The 17,990-nt window shown below is 55.2% G+C and carries 18 protein-coding genes; 8 read left to right on the top strand and 10 right to left on the bottom strand.

Annotated features, from left to right (window positions below; all coding sequences use genetic code 11):
• Positions 1-70 precede the first annotated feature (70 nt).
• Together Q0796_RS15110 and Q0796_RS15105 are read left to right on the top strand one after the other, a co-directional pair.
• Positions 71-484: a VanZ family protein gene (locus Q0796_RS15110; protein WP_298444657.1), complete on the top strand. Its 414-nt coding sequence runs from the start codon at positions 71-73 to the stop codon at positions 482-484.
• Complete coding sequence (locus Q0796_RS15105; RefSeq protein ID WP_298444656.1) at positions 463-1,377, top strand: 2-dehydropantoate 2-reductase; 915 nt, start codon at positions 463-465, stop codon at positions 1,375-1,377. Before Q0796_RS15110 ends, Q0796_RS15105 begins: the two co-directional genes overlap by 22 nt.
• Here Q0796_RS15105 and aroG read toward each other — a convergent pair.
• On the bottom strand, positions 1,374-2,438 hold the full coding sequence (gene aroG, locus Q0796_RS15100; protein ID WP_298444654.1) for a 3-deoxy-7-phosphoheptulonate synthase AroG: 1,065 nt from the start codon (positions 2,436-2,438) through the stop codon (positions 1,374-1,376). The genes Q0796_RS15105 and aroG overlap by 4 nt on opposite strands.
• Before the next feature lie 168 nt (positions 2,439-2,606).
• Between aroG and Q0796_RS15095 the strand changes: the two genes are divergently transcribed.
• Positions 2,607-3,152 carry a GNAT family N-acetyltransferase gene (locus Q0796_RS15095; protein ID WP_298444653.1) on the top strand — a complete coding sequence of 182 codons (546 nt, stop codon included), beginning with the start codon at positions 2,607-2,609 and terminating at the stop codon, positions 3,150-3,152.
• A 117-nt stretch (positions 3,153-3,269) separates the two neighbouring features.
• Here the strand turns inward: Q0796_RS15095 and thiI are convergent, their stop codons facing one another.
• The 3 genes from thiI to pomA form a co-directional block, all read right to left on the bottom strand.
• On the bottom strand, positions 3,270-4,724 hold the full coding sequence (thiI, locus tag Q0796_RS15090; protein WP_298444651.1) for a tRNA uracil 4-sulfurtransferase ThiI: 1,455 nt from the start codon (positions 4,722-4,724) through the stop codon (positions 3,270-3,272).
• A 180-nt stretch (positions 4,725-4,904) separates the two neighbouring features.
• Positions 4,905-5,843 carry a flagellar motor protein MotB gene (locus Q0796_RS15085; RefSeq protein ID WP_298444649.1) on the bottom strand — a complete coding sequence of 313 codons (939 nt, stop codon included), beginning with the start codon at positions 5,841-5,843 and terminating at the stop codon, positions 4,905-4,907.
• A gap of 5 nt (positions 5,844-5,848) precedes the next feature.
• A complete protein-coding gene (gene pomA / locus Q0796_RS15080; protein WP_298444647.1) occupies positions 5,849-6,613 on the bottom strand; it encodes a flagellar motor protein PomA in 765 nt (254 codons plus the stop codon).
• A 200-nt stretch (positions 6,614-6,813) separates the two neighbouring features.
• Here pomA and xseB point away from each other — a divergent pair, with 200 nt between their 5' ends.
• The 3 genes from xseB to dxs are packed head-to-tail and all read left to right on the top strand — an operon-like array spanning position 6,814 to position 9,845.
• Positions 6,814-7,050 (top strand): exodeoxyribonuclease VII small subunit, encoded by a 237-nt coding sequence (xseB, locus tag Q0796_RS15075; protein WP_298444645.1) that lies wholly within the window; start codon positions 6,814-6,816, stop codon positions 7,048-7,050.
• 2 nt (positions 7,051-7,052) lie between these two features.
• The gene (gene ispA / locus Q0796_RS15070) at positions 7,053-7,940 is read left to right on the top strand and encodes a (2E,6E)-farnesyl diphosphate synthase (RefSeq protein WP_298444643.1); all 888 of its coding nucleotides are present in this window, start codon (positions 7,053-7,055) and stop codon (positions 7,938-7,940) included.
• A 27-nt stretch (positions 7,941-7,967) separates the two neighbouring features.
• Positions 7,968-9,845, top strand: a complete 1,878-nt coding sequence (dxs, locus tag Q0796_RS15065; protein WP_298444641.1) for a 1-deoxy-D-xylulose-5-phosphate synthase — start codon at positions 7,968-7,970, stop codon at positions 9,843-9,845.
• Between the two features lie 152 nt (positions 9,846-9,997).
• Here the strand turns inward: dxs and Q0796_RS15060 are convergent, their stop codons facing one another.
• A complete protein-coding gene (locus Q0796_RS15060; protein WP_298444640.1) occupies positions 9,998-10,615 on the bottom strand; it encodes a hypothetical protein in 618 nt (205 codons plus the stop codon).
• A 351-nt stretch (positions 10,616-10,966) separates the two neighbouring features.
• Between Q0796_RS15060 and Q0796_RS15055 the strand changes: the two genes are divergently transcribed.
• Positions 10,967-11,584, top strand: coding sequence for a LysE family translocator (locus Q0796_RS15055; protein WP_298444638.1), 618 nt, complete (start codon positions 10,967-10,969; stop codon positions 11,582-11,584).
• A 138-nt stretch (positions 11,585-11,722) separates the two neighbouring features.
• On the opposite strand, the gene gshA is transcribed toward Q0796_RS15055, so the two are convergent.
• The 5 genes from gshA to Q0796_RS15030 all read right to left on the bottom strand — a co-directional run bounded on the left by gshA (position 11,723) and on the right by Q0796_RS15030 (position 17,541).
• The gene (gene gshA / locus Q0796_RS15050; protein ID WP_298444637.1) at positions 11,723-13,279 is read right to left on the bottom strand and encodes a glutamate--cysteine ligase; all 1,557 of its coding nucleotides are present in this window, start codon (positions 13,277-13,279) and stop codon (positions 11,723-11,725) included.
• A gap of 72 nt (positions 13,280-13,351) precedes the next feature.
• Complete coding sequence (locus Q0796_RS15045; protein WP_298444726.1) at positions 13,352-16,183, bottom strand: pitrilysin family protein; 2,832 nt, start codon at positions 16,181-16,183, stop codon at positions 13,352-13,354.
• Between the two features lie 31 nt (positions 16,184-16,214).
• Positions 16,215-16,652 carry a YqaA family protein gene (locus Q0796_RS15040; RefSeq protein WP_298444635.1) on the bottom strand — a complete coding sequence of 146 codons (438 nt, stop codon included), beginning with the start codon at positions 16,650-16,652 and terminating at the stop codon, positions 16,215-16,217.
• A 9-nt stretch (positions 16,653-16,661) separates the two neighbouring features.
• A complete protein-coding gene (gene nsrR, locus Q0796_RS15035; RefSeq protein ID WP_298444634.1) occupies positions 16,662-17,093 on the bottom strand; it encodes a nitric oxide-sensing transcriptional repressor NsrR in 432 nt (143 codons plus the stop codon).
• Between the two features lie 49 nt (positions 17,094-17,142).
• On the bottom strand, positions 17,143-17,541 hold the full coding sequence (locus Q0796_RS15030; RefSeq protein ID WP_298444633.1) for a hypothetical protein: 399 nt from the start codon (positions 17,539-17,541) through the stop codon (positions 17,143-17,145).
• Between the two features lie 140 nt (positions 17,542-17,681).
• Between Q0796_RS15030 and Q0796_RS15025 the strand changes: the two genes are divergently transcribed.
• Positions 17,682-17,849, top strand: a complete 168-nt coding sequence (locus tag Q0796_RS15025; protein WP_298444631.1) for a hypothetical protein — start codon at positions 17,682-17,684, stop codon at positions 17,847-17,849.
• Positions 17,850-17,990 lie beyond the last annotated feature (141 nt).

The raw sequence follows: 17,990 nt of genomic DNA, 5'->3' as shown, positions 1-17,990 counted from the left end.
CAAGTTTACCCTAAATCCTTCTGTACTGGCGCAATTGTGTTGGTGCTTAATCCAGCAAGCAGAGAAAACAGTGACAGCGATCGGCGCTTTAAGTAACATCGCCGCCATGTTGGATTTTCTTTTTCGCCCCAGCAGTGGGCAACGATTCCTAGGCCGAGCCATGTTGCTGTCGGCGCTATTAGTGGTGTCCTATCTGGTGTTTTCACAACCAGTGAAGGTGGCCCACGGCCTGCCCCACTTCGATAAAATCAGCCACTTTGCCGCCTTCTTTGGCTTGGCAGCCTTGCTGCAACTGGCCAGTGGCATAAAGCGACGCTGGCAACTGCTGTTGCTCAGCTATTACGCCGGTTTGATTGAAGTGATCCAGTACTACCTGCCCTACCGCAGCGCCGAATGGCTGGATCTGGCCGCGGATCTGTCCGGTGCCTGCCTGTTTTACCTGCTGCTTTTGATGGCTCAGCAATGGCCGAAACCGTCGCACTGATCGGCGCCGGAGCCATGGCGCAACTGTATGCGGGATTACTGCAACAGCAAGGGATCACCCCCGTGTTGTTGCGCCGCCCCAGCGCAGCCACGCCAACGTCAAGCCACTGCCAGTCACACCAGCTGCAGTGGCTGGATGGCCACCACAGCCAACACGATGTGGTGCACCAACCCAGTAACTTCCCCTGCCAACCCACAGCAGTGCTGCTGTTGACCAAAGCCCAACATGCCATTGCGGCCGCAACGCCGGTGTTGCAGTGGTTACCCCAGCACATCCCCTTGATTTTGCTGCACAACGGCATGGGGCCACAGCACGCTTTAGCGGCGCGCTACCCCCAACATAATATTTGGGCTGGCAGCGTAACCGATGGGGCAGTGCGTTTAGGCCAGGCGCAAGTCGCGCAGCGAGGGGTTGGGGTGCGAGCCGCAGGGGCGTTAACAGGCCAAACTCAACTGCCTGAATGTTTACGCCGATTGGGGTTTCAGCAAGCGGATAACATCGACTTGCTGTTGTGGCATAAGCTCAGTGTCAATGCGGTCATCAACCTGTTGTGTGCCCGCGATCGGATCAGCAATGGGGTGCTGTTAACGCCGCCCTATCAGGCCGAGATCAACGCCTTATGCACGGAGTTAGCCCAACTGGGGCAGGCCTTGGGCTTCCGTGAAACGGCGCCGCAGTGCCAACAGCGGATCCTAACCGTGGCCAAAGCCACCGCCAGCAACCGCTGCTCTACTTTGCAAGATGTGGAAGCGGCTCGCCCCACCGAGCTGGCGAACATCAGCGGCTATGTACTGCAGCAAGCTCAGCAGCATGGCTTATCGTTGCCACACCACCAGCGCAGCTACCAGCATCATCAAGCGGCGGTTGAACCGCCGCTGTCGCAGTCACATTAACTGAACTCGCGATGGCGGCGAGCGTGCACCGCCTCGGCCAATTGCGCCAACACCAAGCCACTGTCATCCCAACCGATGCACCCATCGGTCACGCTTTGGCCATAGGTTAACGCTTGGCCTGGGATCAGATCCTGCCGCCCCGCCACCAGATGCGATTCAATCATCACCCCAAAGATCCCTTGCTCGCCTTGGGCTAATTGGGCACAGATGTCTTCGGCCACCAGCAGTTGCCGTTGGTACTGTTTGGCGCTGTTGGCGTGGCTTAAATCGATCATAATGTTGGCTGCCAGCCCCGCCTTCACTAAGGCTTCGCTGACCTGCTGTACGTCTTCGCTGCTGTAATTGGGTTGCTTACCACCGCGCAGGATGATGTGGCAGTCTTCGTTCCCACTGGTGGAAACAATGGCGCTGTGGCCGTATTTGGTGACCGACAAGAAGTGGTGCGGTGCACTGGCGGCGCGAATGGCATCCAGCGCGATGTTGGTGGTGCCATCGGTGCCGTTTTTAAAGCCCACCGGACAGGACAAGCCCGATGCCAGTTCGCGGTGCACCTGCGATTCGGTTGTGCGGGCACCAATGGCGCCCCAACACATCAGATCCGCCACATACTGCGGGGTGATCATATCCAGGTATTCGCCCGCGGTGGGCATGCCCATGTCGTTCAGCTGCAACAACAGCTTACGGGCGGCGCGCAGGCCATCGTTAATGCGGAAGCTGTCGTCCATGCCGGGATCGTTGATCATCCCTTTCCAGCCGACGGTGGTGCGCGGCTTTTCAAAATACACCCGCATCACGATTTCAAGCTTATCTTGATGCTGCTGGCGCAACGCCAAGAGGCGCTGACCATATTCCAGCGCGGCTTCGGGATCGTGAATGGAACAGGGGCCAATCACCACCAACAGGCGATCGTCCTTGCCCGCCAGAATATTATGAATGCCGGTACGGGCTTGCAGCACCGTGTTCGCGGCCGCTTCTGTAGCGGGAAAGCGCTCTAAGATAGCAACCGGTGGCAGCAGCTCTTTGATCTCATTAATGCGGACATCATCATTACGGTACGGCATCTCTTGCTCCTGTGCTCACCTTGGCGTAGCCGCCCACAGTATCAAGCCAGCTGCATGCCGTATAGCCTTGTTCTGCCGTTAATTTAGCCATGGTTTGCTGGCTGTAATGATTTGATTTGATCTGGCGATTTCATTAGCTTCAAGGGACAACAATAATGAGGAGCTGTGATGAGCTTTATTATCGAAACCGAGCGCCTTGGTTTGCGTCAATTTACCCTCGATGACGCGCCTGCAGTGTTGGCTTTTTCCAGTAATGAGCAGGTCACTGAATACACCGGCGACGCGGGCATGATTGCCTCTATCGACGACGCCGAACATGTGATCCGCACCATCTGGCTAAAGGAGTACCGACAGCACGGCTACGCCCGTTACGCCTTGGTGCACAAAGCCGACAACAAGGTGATTGGGTTTGCCGGTTGGAAGTTCATCGACGAAGACAACATGCCCGATCTGGGCTACCGGATGTTGCCGCAATATTGGGGCCAGGGGCTTGGCTTTGAAATTGCACTGGCGTGCATGCATTACGGTAAGGAGACGCTGGAGTTCAACCACGTTTTTGCCGATGCGCTGCCCGACAACCTTGGCTCTTGCCGCATCATCGAAAAACTGGGCTTTCGCTATCAGAAGCAATACCACTTTAGCGAAGACGGCTTCGATCTGCTGATTAACCGCTACGTGGCCGATCTGCGCCAGTGGCAGCCACCGCAGTCATAAGCGCAAGTCGCGCCCAGCTCGCAGTCAGCGAAGGGCATTCGCTGCCACGCTGATTGGGCGCCGCAGCAACAAAAACGCCACCGTCATCGGTGGCGTTGTTCGTTGGGTGACAGCCGCTTACGGGCGGTACACCTTAACGTTTTGGTGGCCTTGCTCTTTCAAGTACAGCGCCTGCAGCTTGCTCATTACGCCGCGATCGCAGTACAGCAAGTACGTTTGCTGCTGATCCAGCTTGTTGAACTGGCTGGCCAGTTTGAAGAACGGCAACACCTTAACTTCGGTGCCGTCGATGGCCAACGGTGCCTGCTCTTCCTCTTCTGGAGCGCGGATATCCAACACGATGTCGCCCGCATCCGGAGTGGGTACGGTATCGATCTCAACCGCCGCGGTTTTGCCAATGTTGGCCAAATCGCGGATATCAAAGTACTGGGTTTCTTGAGTCACTCGTTCAACCAAACCTTCAGAGAATTTGTCCTCTTCCGCTTCAATCTTAGCCATTACCGCCTTAACGGTTGGCTTTTGTGAGATCACGCCACAGTACTCTGGCATTACTTCGGCGTATGGCAGGGTGCCAATCTTACGGGACAAATCGATGATGTCTTGTTTGTCCCAGTTGATCAGCGGACGCAGGATCAGCTTTTCGGTGGCGCGATCAATCACGTTGAGGTTGGTCAGCGTTTGAGACGAAACCTGCCCCATCGCTTCGCCGGTCACCAGTGCGGGAATGTCGTAACGATCCGCCAGCTTGGCCGCCACTTTCATCATCATCCGTTTCAGCACTACGCCCATCTGGCCGTTATCGACCTTTTCAAGGATCTCTTCCACCACTTGCTCAAACGGCACCGACAAGAAGCGCACCTTGTGCGAGTTGCCAAACTTAGACCACAGGTAGTACGCCACTTCCTGGACGCCGCGTTCGTGATCCGCACCGCCTAAGTTGAAGAAGCAGTAGTGGGTACGACAGCCGCGCTTAATGGTAAGGAAACTGGATACGCCAGAATCGAACCCGCCGGAGATCAGGCTCAGCACGTCTTCTTGGCTGGCCAGTGGCATGCCACCTAAGCCGTCATGACGGCGCTCAACCAAGTAGGCCAGTTCACCTTCAATCTGAATGTTAACGGTCACATCGGGATCTTTCAGCTTCACGCCAGTGGCATCGGTGTGTTGATTCAAGCCGCCGCCCACGTATTTTTCAACGTCAAGGGAGGAGAATTCGTGCTGACCAGAACGCTTCACACGGACACAGAAGGTTTTACCGGCCAGACGCTCGCCAAAGGCGGCGTGGGCATGCTGGTAGATATCGTCAATGGATTCGTAGCGATGCTGGGTCACTTCAAAGAAGTGGGCGATACCAGGGATCGATTGCAATCGTTCCACCAGTTGATCGCGCATGGATTCATCGGCATTGCGGTTGTTGACCACAATGTGATCCCAGTTAAAGCTGACGGCGGTTTCTTCGTCCACTTTACGCAACACGTTGCGAATGTTGGACACCAACAGCTTGGAAAAACGGATCCGCACCGACTTGGACTTGATCATCACTTCCGGATGCAGCTTAACGATAAATTTCATGATGGACCTGCCACTGCGTAAAAAAGACGCGGGAGTATACACCAGCGTCTGCTCTTGGCTCAATTGCAGCATAGCTTAATCCGCTATTTGGCGAGGTTCTGCCGCGACAAATAGCAACAAGGGAAGCCGTGGCCTCCCTTGTGTGCATAAACGTTGCTGCCCACGGTGGGGGCGGTGCTATTAAGGCAACACAGAAATCGGGGCCGACTCTTTGGCTTTGCCCTGTTCGATGGCAATTTCAACCCGACGATTGCGCTTGCGCCCAGCCCAGGTGTCGTTGTCTGCAATCGGGTAATATTCCGCTAAGCCCTGCACCTTCATCCGCGATTCCTCAAAGCCGTCGACTTCGGTCATCTCGTGCGCCACCGCCACCGCCCGCTGGCTGGACAGATCCCAGTTAGAGCCATACAGCTCGTTGCTGATTTTGCCGCTGTCGGTGTGGCCGGTGACCGTGATGATGCCGGGCACGTCGTTCAACAGCGCCGCGATCTTATGGATCACTGGCCGAAACTTCGGCTGCAAAAAGGCCGAAGCCGCCGGAAAAGCGCCTTGCTCTTGAATGCGGATGATGATCTGCTGACCTAATGATTCAATCTCAATCGCGCCATCAACAATCTGCTGTTGCAGTTCATCGGCCACCCGTTTGGCCAACTCATTTTGCTGCTTGCCCGCTTGCTTGGCGTCGCTTTGCGCACTGGATTGCGCTGCCGCTTGGGCGGCATCGCTGGCATCCGAGCCGCCCATTTGCGCGGCACTGCCATCTTCCATGCCCCCCACCCGCGGCGCATCGCCGGGCTGGTAGTTCAAGCTGTCTTGGGTGAACTCCACCGTTTGCTGCTGGATCACCTCAATCGGGGTGGGATCCGGTCGCCCCGGCCGAAACTCCATGGCAATGACCGAGGTGCCGCGCGGGATGTCGGTAACGTCAATGCGGTTTTGCACCCCAAAGGCGTACTTCATCGAGCCCGCCACCTGCTTGAATTTCAGTACGTCCATCTCTGAAAACGCCAGCAACAATACGAAGAAGCACATCAGCAACGACATCAAGTCGGCAAAGGTGGCCATCCACGCAGGCGAGCCCGCCGGCGCCGCCTTTTTCGGCATCATCTCATCGGACATCGGAATTACTCTTTAAGGGCATCAATGGTGCGCGACTTTTCTTTCAGGTAGTTCTTCAAGAAGCCTTCAATAACCCGCGGGTTTTGCCCATCTTGAATGGCCAAGACCGCATCCATGATCAAGCGTCGGTTCAGCATCTCTTCGTTCATCCGCAGTTCGAGCTTATCGGCAATCGGCATCGCCATCATGTTAGCCATGATCGCCCCATACAGGGTGGTTAACAGCGCCACTGCCATCGCCGGCCCGATCGACTTGGGATCTTCCATGTTGTTCAGCATCGCCACCAAACCAATCAAGGTGCCGATCATCCCCATTGCGGGGGCAACGTCGGCCAGCTTACGAAACAGATCGATGCCGATGTTGTGCCGTTCCATGGTTAAGCCAATGTCTTTACTGAGCGCGCTGCGCACCACGTCGGCGTCGTGACCGTCCACCAACAGATCCACCGCTTTTTTCATGAAGGAGTTGGTTACCTCAACTTCCTCCAGTGCCAAAAAGCCCCCCTTACGGGCGGAGTCGGCCATGGCCACCGACTGATCAATCAGTTCGTCGGGCTTATCGATTTTGAACATGAACGCTTTGGCGGCCACTTTTACTGAACCAAAAAACTGGCCCATGTTGTACTTCATCATCACCACGAACAGCGATCCGCACACTACGATGAACAAACTGGCGACGTTGAAGAAGATCCCCACATCGCCGCCTTGAACCATGGCCATCGCCACAAACGCAAACGAGCCGACCAGGCCGATTAAGGTTGCCAGATCCACAAATGCTCCTAACTGCTGTGTTATTGAACGGGCGCGAGTGCCAGCGTTCAATCCGCTAAATTAAATTGGGTCTATTGTCCTTATCGGTAAGGAACCGCGCAAGCTTGAGGTAAAATTCACACCCTTGAACACAGTTAATTGAATCTGCACCGCCAAAACAGTACCTTTGGCGCGGTTATCGAAGGACGGGAGCGACTATTGTGGCGAAAAAACCAGAGAACTTGAGCTTCGAACAATCGTTGCAGGAGTTGGAACAGATTGTGGCGCAGCTAGAGCAAGGCGAAGTGCCACTGGAGCAAGCACTGAAACAGTTTGAGCGCGGCATCGGGCTGGTGCGCGCCAGCCAAGCGAAGTTGGACAGCGCCGAACAGCAGGTGGCCATCTTGACCGAGCAGCAGGGCCAAGCCCAGTTAGCTCCCTTCCAATCTGAGGAGTAACCATGCTGCAGCAGGCCATCAGCCACTACCAACAGCGGGTTAATCACACCTTAGACACCACCTTAGCGGCGTTGCCTCAAACCGACGCCAAACTGCTTGAAGCGATGCGCTACGGCACCTTATTGGGCGGCAAACGCGTACGCCCGTTTTTGGTGTATGCCACCGGCACCATGTTAGGCGCCGATGAAGCGAGCCTGGATCCCCTCGCCGCCGCCGTTGAATGCATTCACGCTTACTCGTTGATCCACGACGACCTACCGGCCATGGACGACGACGATTTGCGCCGTGGTCAAGCCACCGTTCACATCGCGTTTGACGACGCAACCGCCATCTTAGCCGGTGACGCGCTGCAAACCTTAGCGTTTGAAATTCTCGCCAACTGCCCGTTGCCCGCCCACGCCGAAGCCAACCGCATTGAGATGATCAAAGTGTTGGCCAAAGCTTCTGGCTACCTTGGCATGTGTGGCGGCCAAGCCATCGATCTGGCCAGCACCGGCAAGAACATTGATCTGGCCGCACTCACCCGGCTGCATCAACTGAAAACCGGCGCCCTGATCCGCGCCAGCGTCGAATTGGGTGCCTTGGCGGCACCACAATGCCATCACGACCATCAGCAGTTACTGGTAAGCTATGCCGAAAAGATCGGTTTAGCGTTCCAAGTGCAGGACGATGTGCTCGACATTACCGCCGACACCGAACAACTGGGTAAACCGCAAGGTTCTGATCTGGCTGCTGAAAAAAGCACCTACCCAGCACTGCTCGGTTTGAACGGCGCACGTGATGTGGCGCAGACTCTCTATCATGATGCACTGACAGCGCTCACAAAGTTGCCATACAATAGCCAACAACTGGAAGGTTTCGCCCGATACATCATTGAGCGCAACCAATAATAATATCTATCCAAGCGAATCCTTATAATGAGCAAGGCTCTTTCTGATTACCCACTGCTATCAAAGGCATTAATGCCTGAGCAGATGCGTCAACTGCCGCTGGAACAACTCACGCCATTGGCTGACGAAGTGCGCCAATTTTTGCTGCAGTCAGTGGGGCGCTCCTCTGGCCACTTTGCCTCCGGATTAGGCACGGTCGAATTAACGGTCGCCCTGCACTACGTCTATAACACCCCTTTTGATCGGGTGGTTTGGGATGTGGGCCATCAGGCTTACCCCCACAAGATCCTGACCGGTCGCGCCGAGAGAATGCACACCATTCGTCAAAAAGGCGGGGTACACCCCTTCCCGTGGCGGGAAGAGAGCGAGTACGACACCTTCAGCGTGGGCCACTCGAGCACCTCGATCAGCGCCGCCTTAGGCATGGCCATTGCCGCCGATAAAGAAGCCCTTGGTCGTAAAGTGGTGGCGGTGATTGGCGACGGCGCCATTACCGGCGGCATGGCCTTTGAAGCGATGAACCACGCCGGTGACATCCACAAAGACATGCTGGTGATCATCAACGACAACGAGATGTCGATCTCGGAAAACGTTGGCGCCTTAAACAACCACATGGCGCGGATCATGTCCGGCAACCTCTACACCACCATCCGCGAAGGCGGCAAAAAGGTGTTGGGGCACATGCCCCCCATCAAAGAGCTGGCACGCCGTGCCGAAGAGCATTTGAAAGGCATGGTGGTGCCGGGCACCCTGTTTGAAGAGTTGGGCTTTAACTACATCGGCCCTATTGATGGCCACGATGTGGAAGCGTTGGTCTCAACCTTGGGTAACATGCGTAACCTGAAAGGGCCGCAGATCCTGCACATCATGACCAAAAAAGGCAAAGGCTATCAGCCTGCCGAGCAGGATCCGATCAAATACCACGCGGTGCCTAAGTTCAATCCAGAAGAGTGGAAGCTGCCCAAATCCAAGCCGGGCAAGCCGACCTTTTCCAAGGTGTTTGGCGACTGGCTGTGTGACATGGCCGCACAGGATCCTGACTTAGTGGCGATCACTCCGGCCATGAGCGAAGGCTCTGGCATGGTTGAGTTTTCCCAGCGTTATCCCGACAAGTTCTACGATACCGCCATTGCCGAGCAACACGCGGTCACCTTAGCCGCCGGTTTTGCCAGCCAAGGGTTGCAGCCGGTCGTTGCGATCTACTCGACCTTCTTACAGCGCGCTTACGATCAGGTGATCCACGACGTTGGCATCATGAACTTGCCGGTGTTGTTTGCCATCGATCGCGGCGGCTTGGTTGGGGCTGACGGTCAAACCCACCAAGGGGCCTTTGATCTGTCGTTTATGCGCTGCATTCCTAACCTCACCATCATGGCGCCAGCCGATGAAAACGAGTGTCGGCAGATGCTGTACACCGGTCATAAAATGCAAAGCCCAGCGGCCGTACGCTACCCCCGTGGCAACGGCATGGGCATGCCGCTGCAAGACGAGATGACCGAAATGGCCATCGGCAAAGCGGAGATCCGTCGTCAAGGCAACAGCGATCTGGCCATCTTCAGCTTTGGCACCATGCTCAGCTACGCCTTAGACGCGGCCGAGCAGTTGGATGCCACCGTCGTGAACATGCGCTTTATTAAGCCGCTAGACGAGGCGATGGTGCAACAGATCGCCAGCCAGTATGGCCAGCTGATCACCGTTGAAGAAAACGCCATCATGGGCGGCGCAGGCAGCGCCGTAATTGAATCGATGATGCGCCAAGGCATTGCCAAGCCAGTATTGCAGTTGGGTTTGCCGGATCGCTTTGTTGAGCAAGGCACCCAAGCTGAAATGCACGCCGAGCTTGAGCTCGACGGCGCCGGCATTGTTAAGCAAGCCCAGCGCTTCTTTGGCCTAAACGCCAACTGAAGTTACCCACAGGCTTAGCCAAGCGCGATTCTTGCAAGCAAAACGCCGACTCGATGGAGTCGGCGTTTTTCATGGGGGGTGCGCGAACCGTTGCCGTGGGCAATCACCACAAGGCCGTCAGGAGTTCGCTGGCCGCGTGCGCCCAATCAACCCTAGCCGAAGAACAACCGCCATAACCAGCCGTGAGACAGCTCCTCTTTGCAGCTGCGGAATTGACCCGCGTACCGTTTTGCGCGGGCATCCACCTTCTTCGACACCTTCTTTAACCACGGCTTTTGGTTGTAGCTTTTGCGCTTATAACCGCCCCAGCCTTCGTGGTAATTCAGGTATTGAGCGTAGGCATCCCACTTAGATACACCATTGATTTTGTTGGTTTTATAGATAAACCATCCCATGAAGTCGTGGGCGTCGGCGAAGTTGGTGCGGCTAGACCAGCTGTTGCCGGTTTCCCGCACGTAATCATCCCAGGTCATGGTTTTGGCTTGGGCATACCCCAAGGCGCTAGACGCACGGCCATAGGGAATAAACCCCAAGAAATAGCGCATCGGTGGGCGCGCGTTGTGCTTAAAGGAGCTCTCTTGGTACATCATCGCAATGGGCACATGCACCGGCACCCCCCACTTTTCTTGGGTGTTGATCGACGCCTCATACCAATCGCGGTTTTCGCGGAAGATATTACAGATGTTCTCTGGATCTTGCGGCGGCGAAGTGGCACAGCCAACTAACAGCAGCCCAAGCAACAGCGGGGTTAACTTCTTTAGATAATTCACAGGCTTTTACGACTCAAACGGACAACTGAAAAAATTGTGCCTGCTTACGGAACCAAAGAAAAGCGGCGCAGTCATAGTTAATGAACCGAATCATTCGTTCAGCATCATTATCCTCCTATTAGCGAGAAACAACCGGCAGGGGTTTCTCGTATTTTTTTGCCCGTTTGCCCACCAACATCACAACATCAGCGTTATTGCCAGCCGAATCACAACCGTTCTATCAAGGCCGTGCGTCAGCTCATGGCAATGAAATCTGCCACCACTTAGAGCAAAAACTTGAAGCCGACCCACTTTACAGCGCCCAGTGACGCTGTTTTAATGCGCGCTTCGTTTTTCAGAACATCAAATACCATGTCGTTAGAGCTGTACTTGATCTATCTGGCCACCATTGTGGTGCTGCTGGCCGCCCCCGGGCCTATGACCTTGATGACCCTGTCCACCAGCGTGCGCTATGGCCACGGTAAAGCACTTTATACTGTGTTTGGTTCTAACCTAGCTGGTTTGATTGTGATGGCACTGTCTGCCGCTGGGGTAGGCACCTTGGTCAGCAAGCAACCGATGCTGTTTGAGATGATTAAGATCGGTGGCGCCGCCTACCTGATCTGGTTAGGGATCAACGCATGGCGTGCCAAAACCAATGATCTCTCCTGCGACAGCTTTGCCGAGCAAGAATGTCAGCCGCTGAAGCTGTTCTTGAAAACCCTCACGGTTGGGCTCAGCAACCCCAAAGGCTTGGTGTTCTTTGCGGCACTGTTTCCGCAGTTCTTGCGCCCCGCCGAACCACTGGCGCCACAGCTCACCTTACTGTGCCTGACCTTCACCGCCGTTGATTTCATCATTTTGAATCTGGTGGCGATGGGAGGCTGCCGCTTAGCCAACCGCTTAGCGCACCCCACCTCGCAGCGTCGCTTTAATCGCGTCTGCGCCATTGTGTTCTTGGCGTTAGGTGGCTCGATGGCACTGGCCTAAATCGGCCTCGGTTCCGTTCAGCCTTTGGCTGCAATACAAAAACGCCCCACAGCGAATGCTGCGGGGCGTTTTTTGTTGGCTGGGTGTTAGCAACGACTTAGTGGCGATGCCGCAAGCCACGCGCAGCCGAAATGCCGATTACTGGGCAGATTTAGCAAAGTAATCAGCCAAGAACTGATCAAAGCTGCCGCGATCGGCGGCCTCAATTTGCGCCTGCTTGGCATGGGATTGTTCGGCGGCTTGCGCCAACTGCTCTGCACTTAAACGCTGGTAATCGCGATTGAGCAAGGTTTGTCGATGCTGACTCGCCAGATCACAGGCCCAGCGGCCGTGGCCTTGCTGCAACGAGGTCGCCAAGACTTTGGCCGACAAGGTTTGCTCAGGATCGGTGATGCACGGCTGCCACTGGGCCAGAGCCTCGCGGTAACGGTTATCGCCATTGGCTTCATCTAAGATTGGCGCCAGCTGCTGCCAGCGGCCAAACAGCTCTGCCAACCAATCGCTTAACGCCCGTGGCTGACCTTGATATTGCAGCTGCTTATCGGGGCGACGCCCATCCAGCACAACGTCATCAAAGTTACGGGTGTTTTCAGCGGTGCAACGCTCCGTTAATGGTGCCGTTGGCAGCATCAAGCCATCCAACAGGAACAGATCCAGTAACAGCACTTGCGAGCGGTCGATGCCCAGCTCAGCAAAGGGGTTGATGTCGAGCGCCCGCACTTCTACGTACTCGATCCCTGCCCGCGCTAATGCATCCGATGGGGTTTCCCCACTGGCGGCGGTGCGCTTGGGGCGCATCGGCGCGTACAGTTCGTTTTCGATCTGCAGCACGTTGCTGTTGAGCTGACGGTACTCTCCCGCCTCTTTCACGCCGATGTTGGCGTAATCGGCAGAGGGCACGTTGATGGCGTGCTTAAGATCGCGCACGTACTCATCCAAACCATTGAGGCTCACCGACAACGCATCTTGGGCGGCGTTGGTGTAACCCAGATCGCTCATCCGCAACGAGGTGGCGTAGGGCAGATACACGGTGCCACGGTTTTCAATAAACGGCAGGCTGGATGGGGCATCGCCTAAGAACGATTTACACAGCGAAGGCGAGGCACCAAACAGGTACGCCAGTACCCATGCATGACGACGGAAATGGCGCAGCAGCGAGAAGTAACGATCGGTGATCGCCGCTTGGTCGTCCTGCGCGATGCCCAACGCTGGCCACAGCTGCGGTGGCAACGAAAAGTTAAAGTGCAGGCCGGAGATCGCCTGCATCTGCGAACCATAACGATGGTGTAAGCCGATGCGGTAGGTGGTTTTCATCCGCCCGACGTGCGACTTGCCGTATTGGGCAATCGGGATCGGTGTGTTCGGATCTAAGAAACAAGGCATCGACAGTGGCCACAGGCGTTGATCGCCGATGTTTTTCAACACGTAGGTGTGGGCATCAGCCAGATGCTGCAGCAACTGATCCGGATCTTGGTACACCGGAGTGATCAGCTCGAGCAACGATTCGCTAAAATCGGTGGTGATCCACGGGTGTGTTAACGCCGCGCCTAAAGCGGGGTTATGCGGATCTTGGGCCAGATGGCAGTTGCTTTCAATCCGCAACGTTTCACGCTCAATGCCTCGAGTAAGCTGGGTTAAAGGACCCTGCCACTGAGGCTGCCGGAGAGTGTTCACGGCCTGAGTAAAATCGCTCAATCCAGTTCTCTTTATTTAGAATAAAAACGGGTGACTTACCGCCACCCGTTTAATGCCACAACTCCCGCTAGTTTACAGCGTTAGCTCTACTACTTCATAGCCTAACTGTTGCAGAGGTACCAAATTTGTTGCTTTGTCGCCAACCACTAGAATCGACATCTGCTGCAGATCTAACTCTTGCGTTGCTAATTGATTCAGCTGCTCTGCGGTGACGCTGTTGATGATCCGCGCCTGCTGCTGCACGTAATCGTCTGCCAGATCATAGCGTAGGATCTGGCCAAGGAAGCGCGCTTTTTGGCCGGGAGTTTCAAACTTCAACGCATCTCGCTGGCTGATAGAGGATTTCATGAACGCCAGCTCGTCAGGACGAATGCCGCTGTCGTGGTACTGCTTAATTTCTGTAATGAACTCTTGCACCGACGCGGCGGTGGCATCGGCACGAACGTCAGCCCGGGCGATAAACTGCCCCAGCTCTGGGCCGCCGTTAAAGCCGGTACGAGCCCCATAGGTGTAGCCTTTGTCTTCCCGCAAGTTGAGGTTAATGCGGCTGTTGAACGCACCGCCTAATGGGTAATTCATCAACCCCGCTAAGAAATGCTGGCCGGTGGCATCAAACTTATTGCTGCGCTTGCCGATGCGGATCACCGATTGAGCCGCACCGGGTTTATCCAACAAGAAGATTTTCGGTTGCAGCGTTGGCAACGGCTGCAGTGGCTTCGGTTTGCTCGCTTGCCCCTGCCATTGGCCTAAAAACGCCAACGCTTGCTGCAGCTGCGATTGGCTCAGATCAGACACGGTGACGACCGACGCATTACCCGCTTTAAACTGCTCTTGGTAATACCCTTTGACGTCCGCTAACGTCAGCGCCTGCACGCTTTGTAAGGTGCCTTGTGCTGGCCAGCCCTGCGGGTTGTCTTGGCCATACAACAGTTTCGACCACGCAACATCAGCCAACCACTGCGGGCGATTAACGCTTTGCTTGATCCCCTGTAACTGCTGCTGTTTTACCCGCGCAAAATCCGCTTCGGTAAAGCCGTTGTGCCACAACCGCTGCTGCAACAGTGCCATGGTGGCATCAAGGTTACGGCTTAAGCTGCTTACGCTCACATAGGTGCGATAGCCACTGCTGGTTACGGCAATGGTCGAGCCCAGCTTTTCCAGCTCTTGAGCAAACTCTGACGTCGACAGCGTGCTGGTGGACTCACCCAACATGGCGGCCGTTAAACTGGCCAGCCCAGCCTGTTCCGGAGCCAACAAGCGGTTCCCACCGTCCAGTGCAATTAAGATCTCAGTGGTTGGGGTTTCCGTGGATTGAGTGCCGATCATCTTGATGCCATTGGCCAAGGTGTGTCGCCACAGGCTTGGCAGTTCAATCACTGGGTTCGCCCCCGCGGCGGGCACCTTGCTGCGATCAAAATCATCGGCTGCTACCGCCGTACTCTCGGCCATACCAAGGCTGGTAAGATCCGGCGTTACCGCTGGGGCCACCCAGTTATCGGCGGCGGCGATCAGCTCGGTTTGCCCTTCCGGTACGATGCTCATGATCACCGCAGGCTTATCTTTAACGTACTGATTAAAAACTCGTAATACGTCAGCTGCGGTCACTTTATTGTAGCGAGCCAGATCCTCGGCCGTCAGATCCGGCTGACCGAAGAAGGTTTGGTTGTAGGCCAAGCTGCTGACCTTACCGCGCACGCTTTGCAGCCCAAACAGGGTCTCGGTTTCATTCGCGACCTTGGCTTTTTGCAGATCCTCAGCCGTGACGCCGCGCTGTTCAAACTCAGCCACGGAGTCGCGAATGATCTGCTCCAGTTGCGCTAAGTTGGCGCCTTTGGCGGGGTTTGCTACCGCAAACAGGCTCATTTCACAGGCTAATTCACGACAAGGGTGGCTCACTTGCGCCTGCACCGCGTAGCCGTTTTCCACCAAATTTTTATAGAAAATCGAGGTTTTCCCCCCGCCCAAGATCTGCGCCAACAGATCCAGTGCCGCTTCATCATCGTGGCGAGCATAAACCGTTGGCATGCTGACGTAGAGCAGCGGCAGGTGCACCTTATCTTCCATCGAGATATAGCGATCGGCGTCTAGGCTTGCGGGCTGCTTGGGCGCATCCACCACCTCTGGGCCGCGAGGAATGGTGCCGAAGTACTGATTAACCCACGCGAGGGTTTGCGCCACATCGATGTCGCCACCAATGGTTAAGGTGGCGTTATTGGGGCCGTACCAACGCTGGAAGAACTGACGCAGATCGGCAACGGTGCCCCGATCCAAGTCGTCCATCCAGCCAATCACTGGCCAGGAATATGGGTGATCCGCAGGGTACATCGCCTGCCCAACTCGCTCCCATAAGCGCCCATAAGGGCGATTATCAACCCGTTGACCGCGTTCGTTTTTCACGGTTGAACGCTGGGTTTCGAATGCTTGCTCGGTAACCGCTGGCAGCAAGAAGCCCATCCGATCCGCTTCAAGCCACAGCATTTTTTCCAGCTGGTTATTGGGTACGGTTTGGTAGTAGTTGGTGCGATCGGTATTGGTGGTGCCGTTAAGGGTACCACCGGATTCGGTCACCAACTTGAAATGCTGCTCGTCAGCGACGTTGGTGGAACCTTGGAACATCATGTGTTCGAAGAAGTGGGCAAATCCCGATTTCCCTAGCTGCTCACGGGCAGAGCCAACATGGTAGGTCACATCAACGTGCACCAGAGGATCCGAACTGTCCGGGCTCAGCAGTACCGTTAAGCCATTATCCAGCTGGTACTTCTGGTAAGGGATATGAATGCTGTCGCTCGCCGCTTGATTGTTCTCGATGAAGGAGACGCCACGAGGCAGTTCGGCCTGGGGTTGATTGGCGCAGCCGCCAAGGAATAAAGCCGACGCAACGGCTACCGCAAGAAACGAACGCATTGGGCGCATAAAACCTCCATGTAGATAAGGGTTACAGTTGCTGCAGCACCCCGAGGGTGACGGCACTTAAGGCCGCATAACGCAACAACTTGCCAAGAAAAATAAGCAGAGTGCTAAGCAGTAAATTAAAGCGAAACCAGCCGGCGAGCAACGGCAATGCATCGCCAATCAACGGCAACCACGCCAGCAGTAATGACCATTGACCATAACGCTCAATTAATTCTATTGCTTTGTTTTCTTTGCCCTTTAAAAGTTCCGTTGGGCTTTTAGCTTGATGCAGCCAGCGCCCTAGCGCATAACTGGTGAGCGACCCTAAAGTGTTACCAACGGTTGCAATCGCAACCAGCAGATACAGATCGGCGGGGGTGTGTTGCAGCAGATACACAAGCGCCGCCTCGGATCCCCCAGGCGCAAGACTGGCAGAAACAAAGGCGGCGACAAATAAGCCGGTTAGGCTAAGGCTCAGCACAGTGGCTGCTTACGATGGCGGTTGCAGCAACACCAACAACTCATCCCGATCGGAACCCAGCATATCGGCTAAGGTGTAGTTATCCAGCGTGGCCAAGAAGGCATTACCGGCCTCGACCAACACGTTTTTCAACTTACAAGCCGGTACGATGTGGCAAAACGGATTGGAGCAGTCCACCAATTTCAACGGTTCAAGAGCGCGAACCACTTCCCCAAGCACGATCGCTTCGGGTTTCATCGCCAGCTTGATGCCACCGTTTTTCCCACGAATGGTGGTAACAAACCCGGCATGGCCTAGCTTATTCACCACTTTAACCATGTGGTTACGAGATACGCCATAGACGTCAGTAACTTTGCTGATGCTCGTAAGCTCACCTTCAGGCAAGGTGCCGAGGTACAACAAGGCACGAAAAGCAAAATCACTAAAACTGGTTAACTGCACGTAGTTTCCTCTGGGAGTAACGTTGAACGCCGTCGTTACTCGACCGCGTTCAATAAAATAAGCTGGCGCAACGCTCAGCGGTGATCTGCATCGGCTCTGGCGCGTGTGGGCCTTGATAGATATGCCGATAGCTCAGGCCGGCCTCTAAGCGCTGCCGGTAGTAGTCGCTGTTGCAATATTGGCGCAAGACCTGCTCTTGATGGTCTTCAACCACGGCACCAAATGCGGTGGCGGGATCATGAATCAACGAGCGGTAGTAGAAGGTCATTTCACCGTAGCGGTATTCCGCTTTGATGAATTCGGGGTTTTGGCTTTGCCCTACCCCGCTGTTGAGCTCCTGCACTAACTGCTGCGACTCTTGTTCTAACCATTGAGGAATGGTGATCCCCCATAGCGCCGTAGCGTAGCACGGGAACAACAGACTCAAGCGGATAACGGCCCGCAACATAAACGCTCGTATAAAAAATAACCAAACGCTAGTGTACCTATTTTACCCTGCGGTGTTTGTGATCAAACCGAAATAATTTCCCCCTGTGGAAGGCAGCGGGTTTTCACGCTAGAGTTAACACAAACGTGAGGAAAAATAGCATGATAGCAAGGCTGTTTCTGATCCCGTTGGTGCTTTGCCTGCTGTGGACGGTGTATCTACGCAGCAAGGGCTACCGCATCAAGCAGGGGCAACAAGGGTATATCTACATACTGTCGTTTAGCGGGGCGATCTTAGGCTTTATGACGTTAATGTTGTGGCTGACTTAAGCACTGATTTTTGCCGCCCCGTAAACGCAAAAAACCCAGCCAAAGGCTGGGTTTTTCACTTTAGATGGCGCGCTCAGGAGGATTCGAACCTCCGACCGCCTGGTTCGTAGCCAGGTACTCTATCCAGCTGAGCTATGAGCG

The sequence above is a fragment of the uncultured Ferrimonas sp. genome, assembly GCF_947489035.1.
GTDB lineage: Bacteria > Pseudomonadota > Gammaproteobacteria > Enterobacterales > Shewanellaceae > Ferrimonas.
The sequence above is the reverse complement of the archived record's forward strand: the minus strand, read 5'-3'. Positions and strand labels throughout refer to the sequence as shown.

Bases quoted from the DNA above. Each gene is read 5' to 3' on its own strand.
- Q0796_RS15105 (WP_298444656.1), top strand. From the start codon at position 463: ATGGCCGAAACCGTCGCACTGATCGGCGCCGGAGCCATGGCGCAACTG.
- aroG (WP_298444654.1), bottom strand. From the start codon at position 2,438: ATGCCGTACCGTAATGATGATGTCCGCATTAATGAGATCAAAGAGCTG.
- Q0796_RS15095 (WP_298444653.1), top strand. From the start codon at position 2,607: ATGAGCTTTATTATCGAAACCGAGCGCCTTGGTTTGCGTCAATTTACC.
- thiI (WP_298444651.1), bottom strand. From the start codon at position 4,724: ATGAAATTTATCGTTAAGCTGCATCCGGAAGTGATGATCAAGTCCAAG.
- Q0796_RS15085 (WP_298444649.1), bottom strand. From the start codon at position 5,843: ATGTCCGATGAGATGATGCCGAAAAAGGCGGCGCCGGCGGGCTCGCCT.
- ispA (WP_298444643.1), top strand. From the start codon at position 7,053: ATGCTGCAGCAGGCCATCAGCCACTACCAACAGCGGGTTAATCACACC.
- dxs (WP_298444641.1), top strand. From the start codon at position 7,968: ATGAGCAAGGCTCTTTCTGATTACCCACTGCTATCAAAGGCATTAATG.
- Q0796_RS15055 (WP_298444638.1), top strand. From the start codon at position 10,967: ATGTCGTTAGAGCTGTACTTGATCTATCTGGCCACCATTGTGGTGCTG.
- Q0796_RS15045 (WP_298444726.1), bottom strand. From the start codon at position 16,183: ATGCGTTCGTTTCTTGCGGTAGCCGTTGCGTCGGCTTTATTCCTTGGC.
- Q0796_RS15030 (WP_298444633.1), bottom strand. From the start codon at position 17,541: ATGTTGCGGGCCGTTATCCGCTTGAGTCTGTTGTTCCCGTGCTACGCT.
- Q0796_RS15025 (WP_298444631.1), top strand. From the start codon at position 17,682: ATGATAGCAAGGCTGTTTCTGATCCCGTTGGTGCTTTGCCTGCTGTGG.